General features: G+C 56.0%; 16 protein-coding genes. 8 read left to right on the plus strand and 8 right to left on the minus strand.

The annotated features are described in order from the left end of the window. The first annotated feature begins 197 nt into the window (after positions 1-197). Both fadD and rnd read left to right on the plus strand, forming a co-directional pair. Positions 198-1883 (plus strand): long-chain-fatty-acid--CoA ligase FadD, encoded by a 1686-nt coding sequence (fadD, locus tag SK62_RS08665; protein WP_017693264.1) that lies wholly within the window; start codon positions 198-200, stop codon positions 1881-1883. Between the two features lie 83 nt (positions 1884-1966). Continuing rightward, positions 1967-3082, plus strand: coding sequence for a ribonuclease D (gene rnd, locus SK62_RS08670; protein WP_122959317.1), 1116 nt, complete (start codon positions 1967-1969; stop codon positions 3080-3082). Between the two features lie 86 nt (positions 3083-3168). On the opposite strand, the gene minE is transcribed toward rnd, so the two are convergent. From minE to minC, 3 genes are read right to left on the minus strand one after another with little or no spacing between them, the layout of a single operon-like run. After that, on the minus strand, positions 3169-3435 hold the full coding sequence (gene minE, locus SK62_RS08675; protein ID WP_003859937.1) for a cell division topological specificity factor MinE: 267 nt from the start codon (positions 3433-3435) through the stop codon (positions 3169-3171). Between the two features lie 3 nt (positions 3436-3438). Beyond that, positions 3439-4251, minus strand: a complete 813-nt coding sequence (gene minD, locus SK62_RS08680; protein ID WP_003859938.1) for a septum site-determining protein MinD — start codon at positions 4249-4251, stop codon at positions 3439-3441. A gap of 22 nt (positions 4252-4273) precedes the next feature. Next, complete coding sequence (gene minC / locus SK62_RS08685; protein WP_015570311.1) at positions 4274-4981, minus strand: septum site-determining protein MinC; 708 nt, start codon at positions 4979-4981, stop codon at positions 4274-4276. Positions 4982-5104: 123 nt separating this feature from the next. On the opposite strand from minC, the gene SK62_RS08690 reads away from it, so the two are divergent. From SK62_RS08690 to SK62_RS08700, 3 genes are all read left to right on the plus strand, one after another. Then, complete coding sequence (locus tag SK62_RS08690) at positions 5105-5380, plus strand: YcgL domain-containing protein (protein ID WP_047719468.1); 276 nt, start codon at positions 5105-5107, stop codon at positions 5378-5380. A gap of 47 nt (positions 5381-5427) precedes the next feature. Then, positions 5428-6087 carry a fumarylacetoacetate hydrolase family protein gene (locus SK62_RS08695; RefSeq protein ID WP_032619529.1) on the plus strand — a complete coding sequence of 220 codons (660 nt, stop codon included), beginning with the start codon at positions 5428-5430 and terminating at the stop codon, positions 6085-6087. A 93-nt stretch (positions 6088-6180) separates the two neighbouring features. Continuing rightward, positions 6181-6621 (plus strand): YcgN family cysteine cluster protein, encoded by a 441-nt coding sequence (locus SK62_RS08700; RefSeq protein WP_015570314.1) that lies wholly within the window; start codon positions 6181-6183, stop codon positions 6619-6621. 99 nt (positions 6622-6720) lie between these two features. Here SK62_RS08700 and dsbB read toward each other — a convergent pair whose 3' ends face one another. Together dsbB and nhaB are read right to left on the minus strand one after the other, a co-directional pair. Beyond that, positions 6721-7251 (minus strand): disulfide bond formation protein DsbB, encoded by a 531-nt coding sequence (dsbB, locus tag SK62_RS08705; RefSeq protein ID WP_017693268.1) that lies wholly within the window; start codon positions 7249-7251, stop codon positions 6721-6723. Between the two features lie 46 nt (positions 7252-7297). Further along, positions 7298-8836 carry a Na(+)/H(+) antiporter NhaB gene (gene nhaB / locus SK62_RS08710; protein WP_048249481.1) on the minus strand — a complete coding sequence of 513 codons (1539 nt, stop codon included), beginning with the start codon at positions 8834-8836 and terminating at the stop codon, positions 7298-7300. A gap of 201 nt (positions 8837-9037) precedes the next feature. On the opposite strand from nhaB, the gene fadR reads away from it, so the two are divergent. After that, positions 9038-9757, plus strand: a complete 720-nt coding sequence (gene fadR, locus SK62_RS08715; RefSeq protein ID WP_015570315.1) for a fatty acid metabolism transcriptional regulator FadR — start codon at positions 9038-9040, stop codon at positions 9755-9757. A 114-nt stretch (positions 9758-9871) separates the two neighbouring features. Here fadR and SK62_RS08720 read toward each other — a convergent pair whose 3' ends face one another. After that, positions 9872-11404, minus strand: a complete 1533-nt coding sequence (locus SK62_RS08720; protein ID WP_017384314.1) for a SpoVR family protein — start codon at positions 11402-11404, stop codon at positions 9872-9874. Positions 11405-11725: 321 nt separating this feature from the next. Between SK62_RS08720 and SK62_RS08730 the strand changes: the two genes are divergently transcribed. Together SK62_RS08730 and dadX are read left to right on the plus strand one after the other, a co-directional pair. Beyond that, the gene (locus tag SK62_RS08730) at positions 11726-13024 is read left to right on the plus strand and encodes a D-amino acid dehydrogenase (RefSeq protein ID WP_032619534.1); all 1299 of its coding nucleotides are present in this window, start codon (positions 11726-11728) and stop codon (positions 13022-13024) included. Between the two features lie 9 nt (positions 13025-13033). Further along, positions 13034-14104, plus strand: a complete 1071-nt coding sequence (dadX, locus tag SK62_RS08735; RefSeq protein ID WP_023296789.1) for a catabolic alanine racemase DadX — start codon at positions 13034-13036, stop codon at positions 14102-14104. 96 nt (positions 14105-14200) lie between these two features. Here the strand turns inward: dadX and SK62_RS08740 are convergent, their stop codons facing one another. Further along, positions 14201-15934 carry a potassium/proton antiporter gene (locus SK62_RS08740; protein WP_017384312.1) on the minus strand — a complete coding sequence of 578 codons (1734 nt, stop codon included), beginning with the start codon at positions 15932-15934 and terminating at the stop codon, positions 14201-14203. Positions 15935-16031: 97 nt separating this feature from the next. Next, a complete protein-coding gene (gene ldcA, locus SK62_RS08745) occupies positions 16032-16946 on the minus strand; it encodes a muramoyltetrapeptide carboxypeptidase (protein ID WP_045348645.1) in 915 nt (304 codons plus the stop codon). Between the last annotated feature and the right edge of the window lie 48 nt (positions 16947-16994).

The following is a 16994-nucleotide window of genomic DNA, read 5'->3' on the forward strand; positions in this document are numbered from 1 at the left end:
GTTATTGTTAGGAAAGAGACAGCGGCTCAGCCGCTGTCTCTGTTTTTTTACGGATAAAACGAAAAAAAAGAGTGACGCGCTTCGCAACCTGCAATCTGAACAATTAATAAACTGGTACGCTGAGTTAATATAATGTTAACAAACTGTTTATTATCGGGGCTGTGATGACGACGAACACTCATTTCAGAGGTGATGCATTGAAAAAGGTTTGGCTTAACCGTTATCCCGCGGATGTCCCTGCGGAGATCAATCCTGACCGTTATCAATCCCTGATTGAATTATTTGAACACTCGGTACGGCGTTACGCTGACCAGCCTGCATTTGTGAATATGGGCGAAGTGATGACCTTCCGTAAGCTGGAAGAGCGCAGCCGGGCGTTTGCAGCCTATTTACAGGAAGGGTTGGGCTTGCAGAAAGGGGATCGCGTCGCGCTGATGATGCCAAACCTGCTGCAATACCCGGTGGCGCTGTTCGGGATCCTCAGGGCAGGGATGATCGTGGTTAACGTTAACCCGCTCTATACCCCGCGCGAGCTGGAACATCAGTTGAATGACAGCGGCGCGGCGGCGATTGTGATTGTCTCCAACTTTGCCCACACGCTGGAAAAAGTCGTTGAAAGAACCCAGGTTAAACACGTCATCCTGACGCGCATGGGCGACCAGCTCTCTACCGCGAAAGGTACGCTGGTCAACTTTGTCGTTAAATACGTTAAGCGGCTGGTGCCGAAATACCACCTGCCGGATGCCATCTCTTTCCGCCGCGCCCTGCATGCGGGCTACCGGATGCAGTACGTGAAGCCGGAGATCGTGTCCGAGGATCTGGCCTTCCTGCAATACACCGGCGGTACCACCGGCGTGGCCAAAGGGGCGATGCTGACCCACCGTAACATGCTGGCGAACCTTGAGCAGGTTAATGCCACCTACGGGCCGCTGCTGCATCCGGGCAAGGAGCTGGTGATCACCGCGCTTCCGCTGTATCACATTTTTGCGCTGACCATGAACTGCCTGCTGTTTATTGAGCTTGGCGGTCAAAACGTATTGATCACCAACCCGCGCGACATTCCGGGGCTGGTCAAAGAGCTGGCGAAATACCCGTTCACCGCCATGACCGGCGTGAACACCCTGTTTAACGCGCTGCTTAACAATAAAGAGTTCCAGCAGCTCGATTTCTCCACGCTGCACCTCTCTGCGGGTGGCGGGATGCCGGTTCAGCAGGCGGTTGCCGAGCGCTGGGTGAAACTCACCGGGCAGTATCTGCTGGAAGGCTATGGCCTGACGGAGTGCGCCCCGCTGGTCAGCGTTAACCCGCATGATATCGACTATCACAGCGGCAGTATCGGTCTGCCGGTCCCGTCGACGGAAGCAAAACTGGTGGATGATGAGGATAACGAAGTGCCTCACGGTGAGCCAGGAGAGCTGTGCGTCAGAGGGCCGCAGGTGATGCTGGGCTACTGGCAACGTCCGGATGCCACGGATGAGATCATCAAAGACGGCTGGCTGCACACGGGCGACATCGCGGTGATGGATGACGAAGGCTTCCTGCGCATCGTCGATCGCAAGAAAGACATGATCCTGGTGTCAGGGTTCAACGTCTATCCGAACGAAATCGAAGACGTGGTGATGCAGCACAGCGGCGTGCTGGAAGTAGCGGCGGTGGGCGTTCCCTCCGGCAGCAGCGGTGAAGCGGTGAAGATATTTGTGGTCAAGAAAGATCCTTCTCTGACCGAGGATGCGCTGATAACGTTTTGTCGCCGTCAGCTGACGGGCTATAAAGTGCCGAAGCTAGTGGAATTCCGGGATGAGCTGCCGAAATCCAACGTCGGGAAGATATTACGACGAGAATTACGTGACGAAGCCCGTGCCAAAGTGGACAATAAGGCCTGAGCTTCACGTTAATCGCCCAGACGCCGGTTAATCCGGCGTTTTTTATGGGCGCAAACAAAAGAGAGTCCGATTTGAATTACCAGATGATCACTACCAACGACGAGCTGGCTTCGCTGTGCGAGGTGACGCGTGAATTTCCCGCTATCGCCCTGGATACGGAATTTGTCCGCACCCGAACGTACTATCCGCAGCTGGGTCTGATTCAGATGTATGACGGCAAACACGTGTCGTTGATTGACCCCCTCGGCATTACCGACTGGGCGCCAATGCGCGAGCTGTTGCTGGATACCGCCGTGACCAAATATCTGCACGCGGGCAGTGAAGATCTGGAAGTCTTTCTCAACACCTTTGGCATCATGCCGCAGCCGCTGATTGATACCCAGATCCTCGCGGCGTTCAGCGGTCGTCCGCTCTCCTGGGGTTTTGCGGCGATGGTGGAAGAGTACACCGGTCTGACGCTGGATAAGAGCGAATCGCGTACCGACTGGCTCGCGCGTCCGCTGACGGCGCGTCAGCTTGAATACGCCGCGGCAGACGTCTTTTATCTTCTTCCAATTGCCGGCCAGCTCATGAAAGAGGCTGAGGCGTCCGGTTGGCTGTCTGCCGCACTGGACGAGTGCCGCATGACGCAGCAGCGTCGCCAGGAAGTGGTTGATCCGAAAGAAGCCTGGCGTGACATCACTAACGCCTGGCAGCTGCGCACCCGTCAACTGGCCTGTCTGCAACTGCTGGCTGACTGGCGTCTGCGTAAAGCGCGTGAGCGCGATCTGGCGGTTAACTTCGTGGTGCGTGAAGAGCACCTGTGGGCGGTGGCGCGCTATATGCCGGGTAGCCTTGGCGAACTGGACAGCATTGGCCTTTCCGGAAGTGAGATCCGTTTCCACGGTAAAACGCTGCTCGCGCTGGTAGAGAAAGCTCAGCAACTGCCAGAGGACGCACTGCCAGAACCGCTGCTTAACCTGATGGATATGCCGGGCTACCGCAAGGCGTTTAAAGACATCAAAGCGCTGGTGCAGACGGTGGCGGGGGAAAGCAAACTGAGTGCCGAACTGCTGGCTTCACGTCGTCAGATTAACCAGCTGCTGAACTGGCACTGGAAGTTGAAACCGCAAAATGGTTTACCGGAACTGGTCGCCGGATGGCGGGGGGAACTGATGGCCGAACGCCTGAATACCCTGCTGGAAGGGTATCCGCGCTAAAGAATTGTAGCCCCGGTAAGCGCAGCGCCACCGGGGAAATTGCCGGGAGGCGCGATGCTTACCCGGCCTACAAAACCACAAACGGATTAACGCGACTCTTCCGCTTCCGGAAGCGTCACGTTCAGCTCCAGAATCGAAATATCCCCGTCTTTTTGCTCCAGCTGAACGGTGACCATTTCCGGGTCAATCTGCACGTATTTGCAGATCACTTCCAGAATGTCTTTGCGCAACTGCGGCAGGTAGTGCGGTTCGGCGTCGCTGCGACGACGTTCCGCCACAATGATTTGCAGACGTTCTTTTGCGATGTTGGCGGTGCTTTTTTTCCGCGAGAGAAAAAAGTCCAGTAATGCCATAACTTATCCTCCGAACAGGCGTTTGAGGAAACCTTTCTTCTCTTCTTCAATGAAGCGGAAAGGACGTTCTTCTCCCAGCAGACGGTCAACGGTATCCGCATACGCTTTACCTGCGTCTGCCTGTGTATCCAGGATCACGGGCTCGCCCTGGTTAGAGGCACGCAACACGGACTGATCTTCCGGGATCACGCCAACCAGTTTGATGCGCAGGATCTCCAGCACGTCTTCCATGCTCAGCATGTCACCTTTGTTCACCCGGCCCGGGTTGTAGCGGGTCAGCAGCAGGTGCTCTTTGATTGGCTCCTGGCCATTTTCCGCGCGACGGGATTTCGAGGCCAGAATGCCGAGAATACGGTCGGAGTCACGTACTGACGAGACTTCCGGGTTGGTGGTGATGATGGCTTCATCCGCGAAGTAGAGCGCCATCAAAGCCCCGGTTTCGATACCGGCCGGGGAGTCGCAGACCACGAAGTCGAACTCCATCTTTTTCAGATCGTCGAGCACCTTTTCCACGCCTTCGCGGGTCAGGGCGTCTTTATCACGGGTCTGGGACGCCGGAAGAATGTAGAGGTTCTCGGTACGCTTATCTTTAATCAGCGCCTGGTTAAGGGTGGCATCGCCCTGAATGACGTTCACGAAGTCATACACCACGCGACGCTCGCAACCCATGATCAGGTCCAGGTTACGCAGACCGATATCGAAGTCGATTACGACGGTTTTCTTTCCCTTCTGGGCCAAACCAGTAGCGATGGCCGCGCTGGAGGTGGTCTTGCCAACGCCTCCTTTACCCGAAGTCACAACAATAATGCGTGCCATAGAAATTCCTTGTTAAAAGGGATCAATTTAACGGTTGAACGGTCAAAGCGTTATCTGCCAGTTGCAGACGGGCCGCTTTGCCATAAAATTCGGCTGGGATTTTATCGCTCAGCCAATATTCACCTGCGATAGACACCAGTTCTGCCGTCAGGTGAGTACAAAAAATTTGTGCTTCTCGATCGCCGCTGGCGCCCGCAAGCGCACGCCCACGCATCATACCGTAAACGTGAATATTGCCATCTGCAATCAGTTCTGCGCCCGCACTGACGTGGCTTGTAACAATCAGATCACAGTTTGGCGCATAAATGCGCTGACCGGAACGAACCGGCAGATCAATCAATCGCGTTTTTGTGACTGGGGCTACATTTTGCGCCGGAGGCGGGGGAGCGGGAACGGTTGCAGGCGTTGCACGCGGGGCTTTTTCTTTGCCCTCGTTTAACAAGGGCAAACCCGCGCGTTCAATTTCGGCTTTTAACTCTGCGTCTTTGCAGCCGCTAATACCCACGATGCGCAACCCCGTGGAGACGACGGCCTGCTGGAGTCGCTTCCAGTTAACCGGCCCCTCAAGGTCGCTTACATTGACGACGACAGGAGCATGCTTAAGAAAAGCGGGAGCCTGCGCGATTTTGTCTTCTAACGCCTGACGAATAACCTCGGGTTTTGCATCATGCAAATGAACCACTGATAAGGTGAAGCTACTGCCTTTAAGCTCGATGGGCGTATTTGACATCCTGGCCTTACTCAATTTGCTATTAACCGCAACACATCGCCGCGATATTCCGAAGAGTATCAGGCATGTTATAGTCAGGAGTATATTGAGGCAAGCAACCACCCGTTAATTCAGAGTAAAAACATGTTTTGTGTGATCTACAGAAGTACCAGCCGCGACCAGACCTACCTTTATGTCGAAAAGAAAGACGATTTTTCCCTCGTGCCTGAAGAATTAATGAAAAGCTTTGGCCGACCGCAGCTGGCGATGCTGCTGCCGCTGGACGGCCGTAAGAAGCTGGTGAACGCCGATCTTGAGAAAGTCAAAAAGGCGTTAATCGAGCAGGGCTATTATTTACAGCTTCCGCCGCCACCGGAGAATTTATTAAAACAGCACCTTGAGCTGAGCGGAAAGAAATAAGCCCGGGTCCTTCCGGGAACAACTCATCAACCGATTAGGGGTCGACCATGTATCAACATCATAACTGGCAAGGTGCATTACTGGATTATCCCGTCAGCAAAGTGGTCTGCGTGGGCAGCAACTATGCAAAACATATTCAGGAGATGGGCAGCGCCGTGCCGGAAGAGCCGGTTCTGTTTATTAAGCCAGAAACCGCACTGTGCGATATTCGCCAGCCGCTGGTTCTGCCGCAGGGACTGGGCTCGGTGCATCATGAAGTGGAGCTGGCGGTGCTGATCGGCGCGACGCTGCGCCAGGCAACTGAAGAGCATGTAGAGAAAGCGATTGCGGGTTACGGTGTCGCGCTCGACCTGACGCTGCGTGACGTCCAGGGCAAAATGAAGAAAGCGGGGCAGCCGTGGGAAAAAGCCAAGGGTTTTGATAATTCATGCCCGATTTCCGGTTTCGTTCCGGTGAGTGAATTTACCGACGATCCGCAGAACACGCCGCTCAGCCTGAAGGTCAACGGCGAGATCCGCCAGCAGGGAACAACCGCTGACATGATCCATAAGATCGTTCCGCTGATTGCCTACATGAGCCGCTTCTTCACCCTGAAACCTGGCGACGTGATCCTCACCGGCACTCCGGAAGGTGTGGGGCCGCTGCTTAGCGGCGACGAACTGGACGTCAGTTTTAACGGCCTGTCGCTGAAAACCCGCGTGCTGTAAAAGCACCTTGCCGCCTGAAAAGGGCGGCAAAACTTGCATCAACGTGCCAGACTCGTTATAAGGTGCGCTCTATTTTGACGTGTGGACATCCCGATGAACGACATTCCTTTCTGGCAAAGCAAAACTCTCGACGACATGACCGACGCGGAGTGGGAATCGTTGTGTGACGGCTGCGGGCAGTGCTGCCTGCATAAGCTAATGGATGAAGATTCGGACGAGATCTATTTCACCAACGTAGCCTGCAAGCAGTTAAACATCAAAACCTGCCAGTGCCGCAACTATGAGCGCCGTTTCGAATATGAGCCGGACTGCATCAAGTTAACCCGTGAAAATCTGCCGACCTTTGAGTGGTTGCCGCATACCTGCGCGTATCGCCTGCTGGCGGAAGGAAAAGATCTGCCCACATGGCATCCGCTGTTGACGGGGTCGAAAGCGGCGATGCACGGTGAACGTATTTCCGTGCGCCACATTGCGGTGAAAGAGTCCGAGGTGCGCGACTGGGAAGACCACATTATGAATCACCCTAATCGGTGATAATAAAAAACCCGCCGAGGCGGGTTTTTTATTGTGCGCAATTTTGTCGGGTGGCGCTGCGCTTACCCGACCAACAAAACTGACGTTGCCGTTTTGCTTTTACCTTCCAAAAAGATCGCGTTTCTTTGGTTTGAACGGCTGGGCAATCAGCACCAGCAGTGCCACCACAAAGTAGGCGACAAAAATGCCCACCAGCCACTGCGGCATCTCCAGCGTCAGGAATTCCCACTGGCGTACAGAGCAGTCACCGGAGGCCACAAACACCTGCGGCAGCCATTTATCCAGCGGCAGCCAGCTCGGGAAGCGGGCGGCAAAATCGCAGGTCATAAACGGCGACGGGTGAAGCTGCATCTGGGTGTGCTCCCAGGCAAGCGCAATCCCTTTCCCGGCGCTGTATAGCCAGATGGCAATTGCCGCATAGCGTAACGGTGATTTGGGTGCAATCGCACCTACCAGACCCGCGCCCATAATGCCGAACAGAGCACAACGCTCATAAATACACAGTACGCAAGGTTTCAGCCCCATCACATGCTGAAACCACAGCGCGACCATTTCCAGCGCAAAGGCGGTCAGGGCCATCAACAACCACGCTCCGCGACCGCGTGAGCACTGGTTCAAAAATCGCAACATAATCATTTCCCTGGAACATGCTTAGACAGCGCAGTGTAAACGAATTTTAATGCGCCGCAAGTATACCTGCTTGCAATAACCATTGCGTACAGGGAACGAGAGTAATTTTGATGCACAGCAAACCAACCAGGGTAAGCACCAGCGTATACGGCAGCGCCATCCAGACCATTCTTCCATAAGAAAGTCGTATGAGTGGTGCCAGCGCCGAGGTCAGCAGGAAGAGGAATGCCGCCTGACCGTTCGGGGTTGCCACGGAGGGGAGGTTGGTTCCGGTGTTGATCGCCACCGCCAGCAGCTCGAACTGTTCACTGCTGACAATCCCTTGCTCCATCGCGGCTTTGGCCTCATTGATGTATACCGTCCCGACAAAGACGTTATCGGATATAGAGGACAACAGACCGTTAAACAAATAGAACAGCGTTAGCTGCGAATCTGGCGTAGCCTGAAGCACAAACGCGATGATCGGCGCGAACAGATGTTGGTCAATAATCACCGCCACGACCGCGAAAAACACTGCCAGCAGGGCGGTAAACGGCAGCGCTTCGGTAAAGGCTTTTCCGATAGCATGTTCGTCCGTAACGCCGCCCAGGCTGGTTGCAAGGATAATTACCGACAGGCCAATCAGCCCCACCTCGGCAAGGTGGAAGGCCAGCGCAGCGATAAGCCACACGCCGATGAAACCCTGTGCAATCAGGCGCAGCGTCTCCTGGCGCGTGCGTTGTTTGCGGCTCTGCTCGTCAAACTTATGCAACTCCTGGCGGACCTGATCGGGCAACTTCGCGCCATACCCAAAGAGGTTGAATTTTTCGACCAGCACACAGGTGGCTAACCCGCAGACCAGCACGGGCACGCTGACGGGCGCCATGCGCAGGAAAAATTCGCCAAAATGCCATTCAGCCGCTTTGGCGATAATCAGGTTTTGCGGCTCTCCGACCATGGTCATCACGCCGCCCAGCGCCGTCCCCACGCCCGCATGCATCATCAGGCTGCGCAGAAACGCGCGGAACTGTTCCAGCACATCGCGGTTGTGCGCCTCAACGTGGCTGTCGTCCTGCAAGTTATCGCCAGGACGAGACGAGGCCACCCGGTGGTAAATCCCGTAAAAGCCGACGGCGACGCTGATCACCACCGCAACGACCGTCAGCGCATCCAGGAAGGCAGAGAGGAAGGCCGCGGCGAGGCAAAACGCCAGCGAAAGCAGCGTTTTCGACGGAATGCTCAGCAGCAAACGGGTGAAGATAAACAGCAGAAGCTGCTTCATAAAGTAGATCCCCGCCACCATGAAGATCAGCAGCAGCAGGACTTCAAGATTCGACGCTATCTCGTTTTTAACATGCTCCGCGCTGGTCATTCCAATGACCACGGCTTCCAGCGCCAGCAGCCCGCCGGGCAACAGCGGATAGCACTTCAGCGCTATCGCCAGGGTAAAGATAAACTCGGCGACCAACATCCACCCGGCAACGAAGGGATCCAGCAAAAAGATAACGGGATTAACGACCAGGAATACCAGTAAAGTAAGTTTGTACCAGTCAGGTGACTGACCTAAAAAGTTGCGCCACAGCGCGCGCCCAAATGAAATTTCCACGACAGACGTCCTTTACCCGTCAAATAAGACAAGACATCAGTATACGCAAAAATGGCGGCAGAGCGGGGGATTAAGCCATTTGTAAATTTCATAAAAATGAAACGGCGATCCCTCTTTTCTGTCTCTGCTGCGCTATCTGCCTCTGCGCGCCTCTGGTATGATGAGTGCAATTTGCTAAAGCTGTGTAATGGAAATCTCACTATGGTCATTAAGGCGCAGAGCCCGGCGGGTTTCGCGGAAGAGTACATCATTGAAAGCATCTGGAATAATCGTTTCCCTGCGGGATCAATTCTACCTGCTGAACGCGAACTCTCTGAACTGATTGGCGTCACCCGTACCACGCTGCGAGAAGTGCTCCAGCGTCTGGCGCGCGATGGCTGGTTGACGATACAGCATGGCAAACCCACTAAGGTGAACAACTTCTGGGAAACGTCCGGGCTGAACATTCTGGAAACGCTGGCGCGTCTCGACCACGAAAGCGTACCGCAGCTGATTGATAATCTGCTTTCCGTGCGCACCAACATCGCCACCATTTTCATCCGCACCGCGTTTCGTCAGCATCCTGAAGATGCGCTGAAAGTGCTTGCCACCGCTAATGAGGTGGAAGACCACGCGGATGCCTTTGCGACCCTGGATTACAACGTGTTCCGCGGTCTGGCGTTTGCTTCCGGCAATCCGGTTTACGGTCTGATCCTGAATGGAATGAAAGGGTTATATACGCGCATTGGTCGTCACTACTTTGCTAACCCTGAAGCCCGCAGCCTGGCGCTCGGCTTTTACCATAAACTGAGCAAACTCTGCACCGAAGGGCTGCACGATCAGGTCTATGAAACGGTGCGTCGTTACGGCCACGACTCCGGTGAAATCTGGCATCGGATGCAGAAAACGCTGCCGGGCGATTTAGCGATTCAGAGTCGCTGAAAGAAAAAACCTCTCGATTGGGAGGTTTTTTTTCGCCGGGTGGCGGCTTCGCCTGACCCGGCCTACAGGTCCCGTAGGCCCGGTAAGCGTAGCGCCACCGGGCAAAAAATCCCACTACAGCGTATTCAACCGCGCCGGACACCGGTCCAGCAGCTCCACGCTGCCATCTTCGTTCTGCTGCTCCAGCAACACGTCAAATCCCCACAGGCGATGCACATGCTTCAGCACTTCCTTACGCCCCTTATCCAGCGGCGCGCGGTTGTGCGGAATATAGCGCAACGTCAGGGAGCGGTCGCCGCGCAGATCCACGTTCCAGACCTGAATGTTCGGTTCAAGATTACTCAGGTTGTACTGGGATGACAGGCGCGAGCGGATCTCGCGATAGCCCTCTTCGTTGTGGATCGCGGAGATCTCCAGGTAGTTGTTGCGGTCATCATCCAGTACGGTGAAGAAGCGGAAATCACGCATGATCTTCGGCGACATGAACTGGCTGATAAAGCTCTCATCCTTAAAATCACGCATCGCGAAGTGCAGCGTTTCCAGCCAGTCGGAACCGGCAATATCCGGGAACCAGTATTTGTCCTCTTCGGTGGGCGACTGACAAATACGCTTGATATCCTGGAACATGGCAAAGCCGAGCGCGTACGGGTTAATGCCGCTGTACCACGGGCTGTTATATGCCGGCTGGAATACCACGTTGGTGTGGCTGTGCAGAAACTCCATCATAAACCGCTCGGTGACTTTTCCTTCGTCGTACAGGTGGTTAAGAATGGTGTAGTGCCAGAAGGTCGCCCAGCCTTCGTTCATCACCTGGGTCTGCTTCTGCGGATAGAAATACTGGCTCACCTTGCGCACGATGCGCAGGATCTCACGCTGCCACGGCTCCAGCAGTGGGGCGTTTTTCTCCATAAAGTAGAGCAGGTTTTCCTGCGGCTCGGAAGGGTAGCGACGCGCCTCGGCGACGGTTTTCTCCTCTTCACGTTTCGGCAGGGTGCGCCACAGCATATTCACCTGGCTTTGCAGATACTCCTCGCGGCTCTTCTGCCGGGCTTTCTCTTCCTGCAATGAGATCTTCTGCGGACGCTTATAGCGGTCAACGCCGTAGTTCATCAGCGCGTGGCAGGAGTCCAGCAGCTTCTCCACCTCGTCCACGCCGTAGCGCTCTTCGCAGTCGGTAATGTATTTGCGGGCGAAGATCAGGTAATCGACGATGGAGCTGGCGTCCGTCCAGCTGCGGAACAGATAGTTATTTTTGAAGAACGAGTTATGTCCATAGCAGGCGTGCGCCATCACCAGCGCCTGCATGGTAATGGTGTTCTCCTCCATCAGATAGGCAATACACGGGTTAGAGTTAATGACGATTTCATACGCCAGTCCCTGCTGCCCGTGCTTATACAGCCGCTCTGTTTCAATGAATTTTTTGCCAAACGACCAGTGCGGATAGTTAATTGGCATCCCGACGCTGGAGTAAGCGTCCATCATCTGTTCCGAGGTGATGACTTCAATCTGATGGGGATAGGTATCCAGACGATAGAGTTTGGCCACCCGGTCGATCTCCGCCAGGTAGACATCCAGCAACTCGAAGGTCCAGTCGGGTCCATCGCTCAGACGGGTGCTGTCCCTGGACATGGAATCTAGTGTAGCCATTAGCGCGCCCTCGTTGTTGGTCGCTCTCTCTGACTGGAGAGCCTCCTTTCAAGCATAGATCACCCCATTCAAATACGCGGGGCGCAGAAATTTTTTCTTTGCGATTTCGCGTTTTCGATACGGCAAATAAAGCGGTGCTCACAGAATTTTCTACTGGTTAAAAATAACGCGCAGCAGGAGATCCCAAATAAGCGCCATCCCCTGATACAGCGGGATATGTGAGTTGAGTCACCATAAAAAAGTCATATGTTGAATAATATTTTCAACTAGGTTATCAATCTGTAATTAGATGATTGTTCTTTTGCTCATAATGGAGTGGCTATGCGTGTTGTCATACTGGGAAGTGGTGTCGTTGGCGTAACCAGCGCCTGGTATTTAAGTCAGGCGGGACATGAGGTTACCGTTATCGATCGCGAATCCGGTCCGGCGCTGGAAACCAGTGCGGCGAATGCGGGGCAAATCTCTCCGGGCTACGCTGCGCCGTGGGCGGCCCCGGGCGTTCCGCTGAAGGCGATCAAATGGATGTTTCAGCGACATGCGCCCCTGGCGATAAGTCTTGACGGCACGCAGTTCCAGCTTAAATGGATGTGGCAGATGCTGCGCAACTGCGACACCCGCCACTATATGGAAAACAAGGGGCGTATGGTGCGGCTGGCGGAATACAGCCGCGACTGCCTGAAGGCGCTGCGTGCCTCAACGGGCATTGAATATGAAGGGCGTCAGGGCGGCACGCTTCAGCTGTTCCGTACCCCGCAACAGTACGAAAACGCGACCCGCGATATCGCCGTGCTTGAAGATGCGGGCGTACCGTATCAGCTGCTGGAAGCCAGCCAGCTGGCGCAGGTGGAGCCAGCGCTTGCCGAGGTCGCGCACAAGCTGACGGGCGGTCTGCGTTTACCGAACGATGAAACCGGCGACTGCCAGCTATTCACCCAGCGTCTGGCGCGCATGTGTGAGCAGGCCGGGGTGAAATTCCGCTTCAATACTTCTGTCGACAAACTGCTGTCGGAAGGTGAGAAGATTTACGGCGTGAAGTGTGGGGAAGAGGTAATTAAAGCCGATGCCTACGTGATGGCGTTTGGCTCCTACTCAACCGCGATGCTGAAAGGGATCCTGGATATCCCGGTCTATCCGCTGAAAGGCTACTCCCTGACCATTCCTGTGAAAGAGGACAGCGGCGCGCCGGTCTCGACCATTCTTGATGAAACCTACAAAATCGCCATCACCCGCTTCGATAACCGGATCCGCGTCGGCGGCATGGCGGAAATCGTGGGCTTCAATACCGAGCTGCTCAAACCGCGTCGTGAAACGCTGGAGATGGTCGTGGGCGATCTCTTCCCGCGCGGCGGCTTCATTGAGCAGGCGACGTTCTGGACCGGCCTGCGCCCAATGACCCCGGACGGCACGCCGATTGTGGGCCGTACACCATACAAAAATCTGTGGACTAACACCGGCCACGGCACGCTTGGCTGGACCATGGCCTGCGGTTCGGGCCAGCTGCTGAGCGACCTGATCTCCGGACGGACGCCGGCAATTCCGTTTGACGATTTGAGCGCCGCACGCTATCAATCAGGGTTTACCCCATCGCGTCCACAACACCTGCACGGCGCGCATAATTAAGGAGTCGTCATGTCCCGTCCCATTCTGGCCCAGCTGGATTTGCAGGCGCTGAAGGATAACCTGCAAATTGTTCGCCGTGCTGCGCCGGGTTCTCGTGTCTGGTCGGTGGTGAAAGCCAACGCCTACGGTCATGGTATCGACCGTATCTGGAGTGCGCTCGGCGGCACCGATGGTTTTGCCTTGCTGAATCTGGAAGAGGCCATCCTGCTGCGCGAGCGCGGCTGGAAAGGACCGATCCTGCTGCTGGAAGGATTCTTTCATGCGCAGGATCTGCCTCTGCTGGATAAGTACCGCCTGACGACCAGCGTTCACAGTAACTGGCAGATCAAGGCCATCCAGGACGCGAAGCTGCATGCCCCGCTGGATATCTATCTCAAAGTGAACAGCGGGATGAACCGTCTGGGCTTCCAGCCTGAACGGGTGCATACGGTCTGGCAGCAGCTTCGTGCGCTGAAAAACGTCGGTGAGATGACGCTGATGGCGCACTTCGCCGATGCGGAAAAGCCGGACGGCATTGCCGATGCCATGGTCCGCATTGAGCAGGCGGCAGAAGGTCTGGACTGTCCGCGCTCGCTGTCGAACTCAGCGGCAACGCTCTGGCATCCCGAGGCGCACTACAACTGGGTACGTCCGGGGATCGTACTGTACGGCGCGTCACCCTCAGGTCAGTGGCAGGATATTGCCAACAGCGGCCTGAAGCCGGTGATGACGTTACGAAGCGAGATTATCGGCGTGCAAACCCTGAAAGCGGGCGATACGGTGGGCTATGGCAGCCGCTATCGGGCAGCAGGTGAACAGCGCATCGGTATCGTGGCGGGGGGCTATGCAGATGGTTATCCGCGCATCGCCCCGAGCGGCACGCCGGTGTGGGTCGATGGCGTGCGCACCGGCACGGTAGGTACCGTCTCCATGGACATGCTGGCCATCGATTTGACGCCGTGTCCCCAGGCGGGGATCGGCTCACCGGTTGAGCTGTGGGGCAACGAGGTTAAAATTGATGATGTGGCCGCTGCGGCGGGCACCGTCGGGTATGAGCTGATGTGCGCGCTGGCGTCAAGAGTGCCTGTTGTGACGGTGTAACATGTGTGTGTGCCGGGTGGCGGCTTCGCCTTACCCGGCCTACAAAAGCCCGAACGTAGGCCGGGTAAGCGTTAGCGCCACCCGGCAAAAAAGCAGCTACTCCGCCTCCTCCTCCATCGGCCTTACGCCGACTTTGCGCACCGCGTTATCTTCTTTCTCCGCTACCGTCCAGATCATCCCGGCAAACTCCACCTGGTCACCGACGACCGGCGCAGCTCCTAATAATTGCTGAATAATCTCACCCAGTGTTTGCTGGTTATCGCGATTCTCCAGTCCACCTTCCAGGCCATAAATCAGCGCCACATCCGCAAAGCGGGCGCTGGCTTCGAGGATAAAATCGCCGAAGAAACGCTGATCCAGCGCCACCGGGGGCGACTGGCTGAACAGCTTGCCGAGGGCCGGCAGGTCGCGCTCGCGGCCAATCACGCAGAGGATATCGTTCTCACGCAGCCGCGTGCTGCCGGTCGGGTGAAGCAGGGCGTTATCCCGGAACAGGGCGGCAATGCGCGTTTCAGCGGGCATATGCAGATCGCGCAGGGACGCGCCCACGCACCACTTATCGGCGCTTAGCTGGTAGACAAACTGTTCCCAGGGATTCTCAGGGTGAATATCCAGCCCCACGCGGGAGACCGGCCAGCCAATGGGCGGTACCACCACTTTGGCTTTTTTCGCCGCCCAGCCCAGCGACGTCCCCTGGAATAGCAGCGACACCAGCACTACGAAGAAGGCGACGTTGAAGAACAGACGGGCGTTGTCCAGCCCGGCCATCATAGGGAACACTGCCAGAATAATCGGCACCGCGCCGCGCAGCCCCACCCAACTGATAAATATCCGCTCACGCAGGTTAAACCCGCGGAACGGCAGCAGCCCGGCAAACACCGACAGCGGACGGGCGAAGAAGATCATCCAGGCCGACAAAAGCAGCGCCGGCACGGCGATAGGCAGCAGGTCCGACGGCGTCACCAGCAGGCCCAGCACCAGGAACATGGCGATCTGCGCCAGCCAGGCCAGACCGTCGAAGTTCTGCAAGATGGCGTGACGGTTGCGAATCGGTCGGTTGCCCAACAGGAAACCGCAAAGGTAAACCGCCAGAATACCGCTGCCGTCCAGCGCGGTGGTGACGGCAAAGATCAGGATCCCACCGCTCAGGGCCAGCAGCGGGTAAAGGCCGGAAGGCAGCGTAATACGGTTAATCGTATGCTGTAACAGGTAACCGCCGCCGAGACCAATAATAATCCCGAGGCCAAACTGCTGGAGGATGTGCCAGGCGAACATCCAGCTCAGGCCGGTTTCGTGCTGCTGGATCATCTCAATCAGGGTAATGGTCAGGAACACCGCCATCGGATCGTTACTGCCGGATTCAATCTCAAGCGTGGAGCCAACGCGTTCGTTCAGCCCCTTGCCGCCGAGCAGTGAGAAAACCGCCGCCGCATCGGTAGAGCCGACAATCGCGCCAATCAGCAGGCCTTCCATTATATCGAGGTTAAACAGCCAGGCCGCCATCATGCCGGTCAGGCCGGAGGTGATCAGCACGCCGACGGTCGCCAGAGACAGCGCCGGGCCTAAGGCAACGCGAAACGAACTTGCCTGGGTGCGCATTCCGCCGTCCAGCAGAATCACCGCCAGCGCGAGGTTACTCACCATATAGGCGAAAGGGTAATTATCGAAGGGGATACCGCCGATACCGTCGATCCCGGCAAGCATGCCGATAGCCAGGAAAATGACAAGAATAGGTATGCCAAGACGCGATGAAAATGAACTTAATAAAATGCTAAAGGTTACCAGGATGGAACCCAGAATGAAAAGACTGATTATCGCTGTGGCACCCAATGTCGTCTTACTCCCACCTCAATGTGAACGCTGTTATTAAAACCCTAACATAATAACAACGTTAACTGCGTTTTATTGAGGGGGAATAACGGCTTTTTTATGCCTTTAAGACCGGATGACCGCTGATTGTTAACCGACTGCCTGAATTATCGTGTACAAGGTGTGCCTGGGCACCCAGCGGCAGGGTAACGGTTTGCTGCTCATGGCCGAAATCCAGACCGGGGATCACCGGGATATCCAGCCGGGAACGAATGAAATCAATCATCGTCTCCAGGGAATAGCCCGCATCGTAATCGTTAGGGGCTGAACCACTAAAACTGCCCAGCACAATGGCCGACTGCCGATCCAGGATCCCGGCGTGATACAGCTGCAACAGCATACGTTCGACGCGGAACGGGTGTTCGTTAATATCTTCCAGCACCAGTATGCCGTCCGTGATCTGCGGCAGCCACGGCGTGCCAATCAGCGACACCAGCATCGCGAGGTTGCCGCCCCACAGCTGTCCTTCACATTCCCAGTGCGGTCCATTGCCTTGCCACTCGATGGTGAACGTCGGGTTTTGCAGGGCGCGCCAGAAATGGTCCTGCGTAAACGCATCCAGCTCCGGCGCACCAAAGTTGCCGGCCAGCATCGGGCCGCTAAAGGTAATGACGTTATGCAACGCCAGCAGGCCGAGCTGGATCGCCGTGAAATCGCTGTGTCCGCAGATTAACAGCGGATCCTGCTGCTGGCGCGCGGCCAGCCCGGCCCAGTCGATGCTCTCCAGCAGCCGGCTTGCGCCATAGCCGCCGCGCACGGCCAGCACAATAGTGTTTTCACCTTCCAGCGTCGCCAGGCTGTTGATATCGCTCAGTCTCTGCGCCTCCGTACCGGCAAAACGCTGCATACGGCGGGGGATAATAGTCTGATTTTCTACCTGATGGCCCATTTCCAGCAGGCGCTGAACGCCCCGCTGTGCCGCCTCCTGGTTGATGCAGTAGCCTGACGGTGCGATGAGATGAAACTGAGGCATGGCAATTCCTTGCTGAATGAGAATCTAATTGTCTATATCATGCCGCTT

It is taken from the genome of Enterobacter sp. BIDMC109 (genome assembly GCF_001037885.1).
GTDB classification, from domain to species: domain Bacteria; phylum Pseudomonadota; class Gammaproteobacteria; order Enterobacterales; family Enterobacteriaceae; genus Enterobacter; species Enterobacter hormaechei_C.

Coding starts and splice junctions, on each gene's coding strand:
- minE (WP_003859937.1), bottom strand. CDS start 3,435: ATGGCATTACTGGACTTTTTTCTCTCGCGGAAAAAAAGCACCGCCAAC.
- rnd (WP_122959317.1), top strand. CDS start 1,967: ATGATCACTACCAACGACGAGCTGGCTTCGCTGTGCGAGGTGACGCGT.
- SK62_RS08690 (WP_047719468.1), top strand. CDS start 5,105: ATGTTTTGTGTGATCTACAGAAGTACCAGCCGCGACCAGACCTACCTT.
- minD (WP_003859938.1), bottom strand. CDS start 4,251: ATGGCACGCATTATTGTTGTGACTTCGGGTAAAGGAGGCGTTGGCAAG.
- ldcA (WP_045348645.1), bottom strand. CDS start 16,946: ATGCCTCAGTTTCATCTCATCGCACCGTCAGGCTACTGCATCAACCAG.
- SK62_RS08695 (WP_032619529.1), top strand. CDS start 5,428: ATGTATCAACATCATAACTGGCAAGGTGCATTACTGGATTATCCCGTC.
- SK62_RS08730 (WP_032619534.1), top strand. CDS start 11,726: ATGCGTGTTGTCATACTGGGAAGTGGTGTCGTTGGCGTAACCAGCGCC.
- fadR (WP_015570315.1), top strand. CDS start 9,038: ATGGTCATTAAGGCGCAGAGCCCGGCGGGTTTCGCGGAAGAGTACATC.
- SK62_RS08720 (WP_017384314.1), bottom strand. CDS start 11,404: ATGGCTACACTAGATTCCATGTCCAGGGACAGCACCCGTCTGAGCGAT.
- minC (WP_015570311.1), bottom strand. CDS start 4,981: ATGTCAAATACGCCCATCGAGCTTAAAGGCAGTAGCTTCACCTTATCA.
- SK62_RS08700 (WP_015570314.1), top strand. CDS start 6,181: ATGAACGACATTCCTTTCTGGCAAAGCAAAACTCTCGACGACATGACC.
- dsbB (WP_017693268.1), bottom strand. CDS start 7,251: ATGTTGCGATTTTTGAACCAGTGCTCACGCGGTCGCGGAGCGTGGTTG.
- dadX (WP_023296789.1), top strand. CDS start 13,034: ATGTCCCGTCCCATTCTGGCCCAGCTGGATTTGCAGGCGCTGAAGGAT.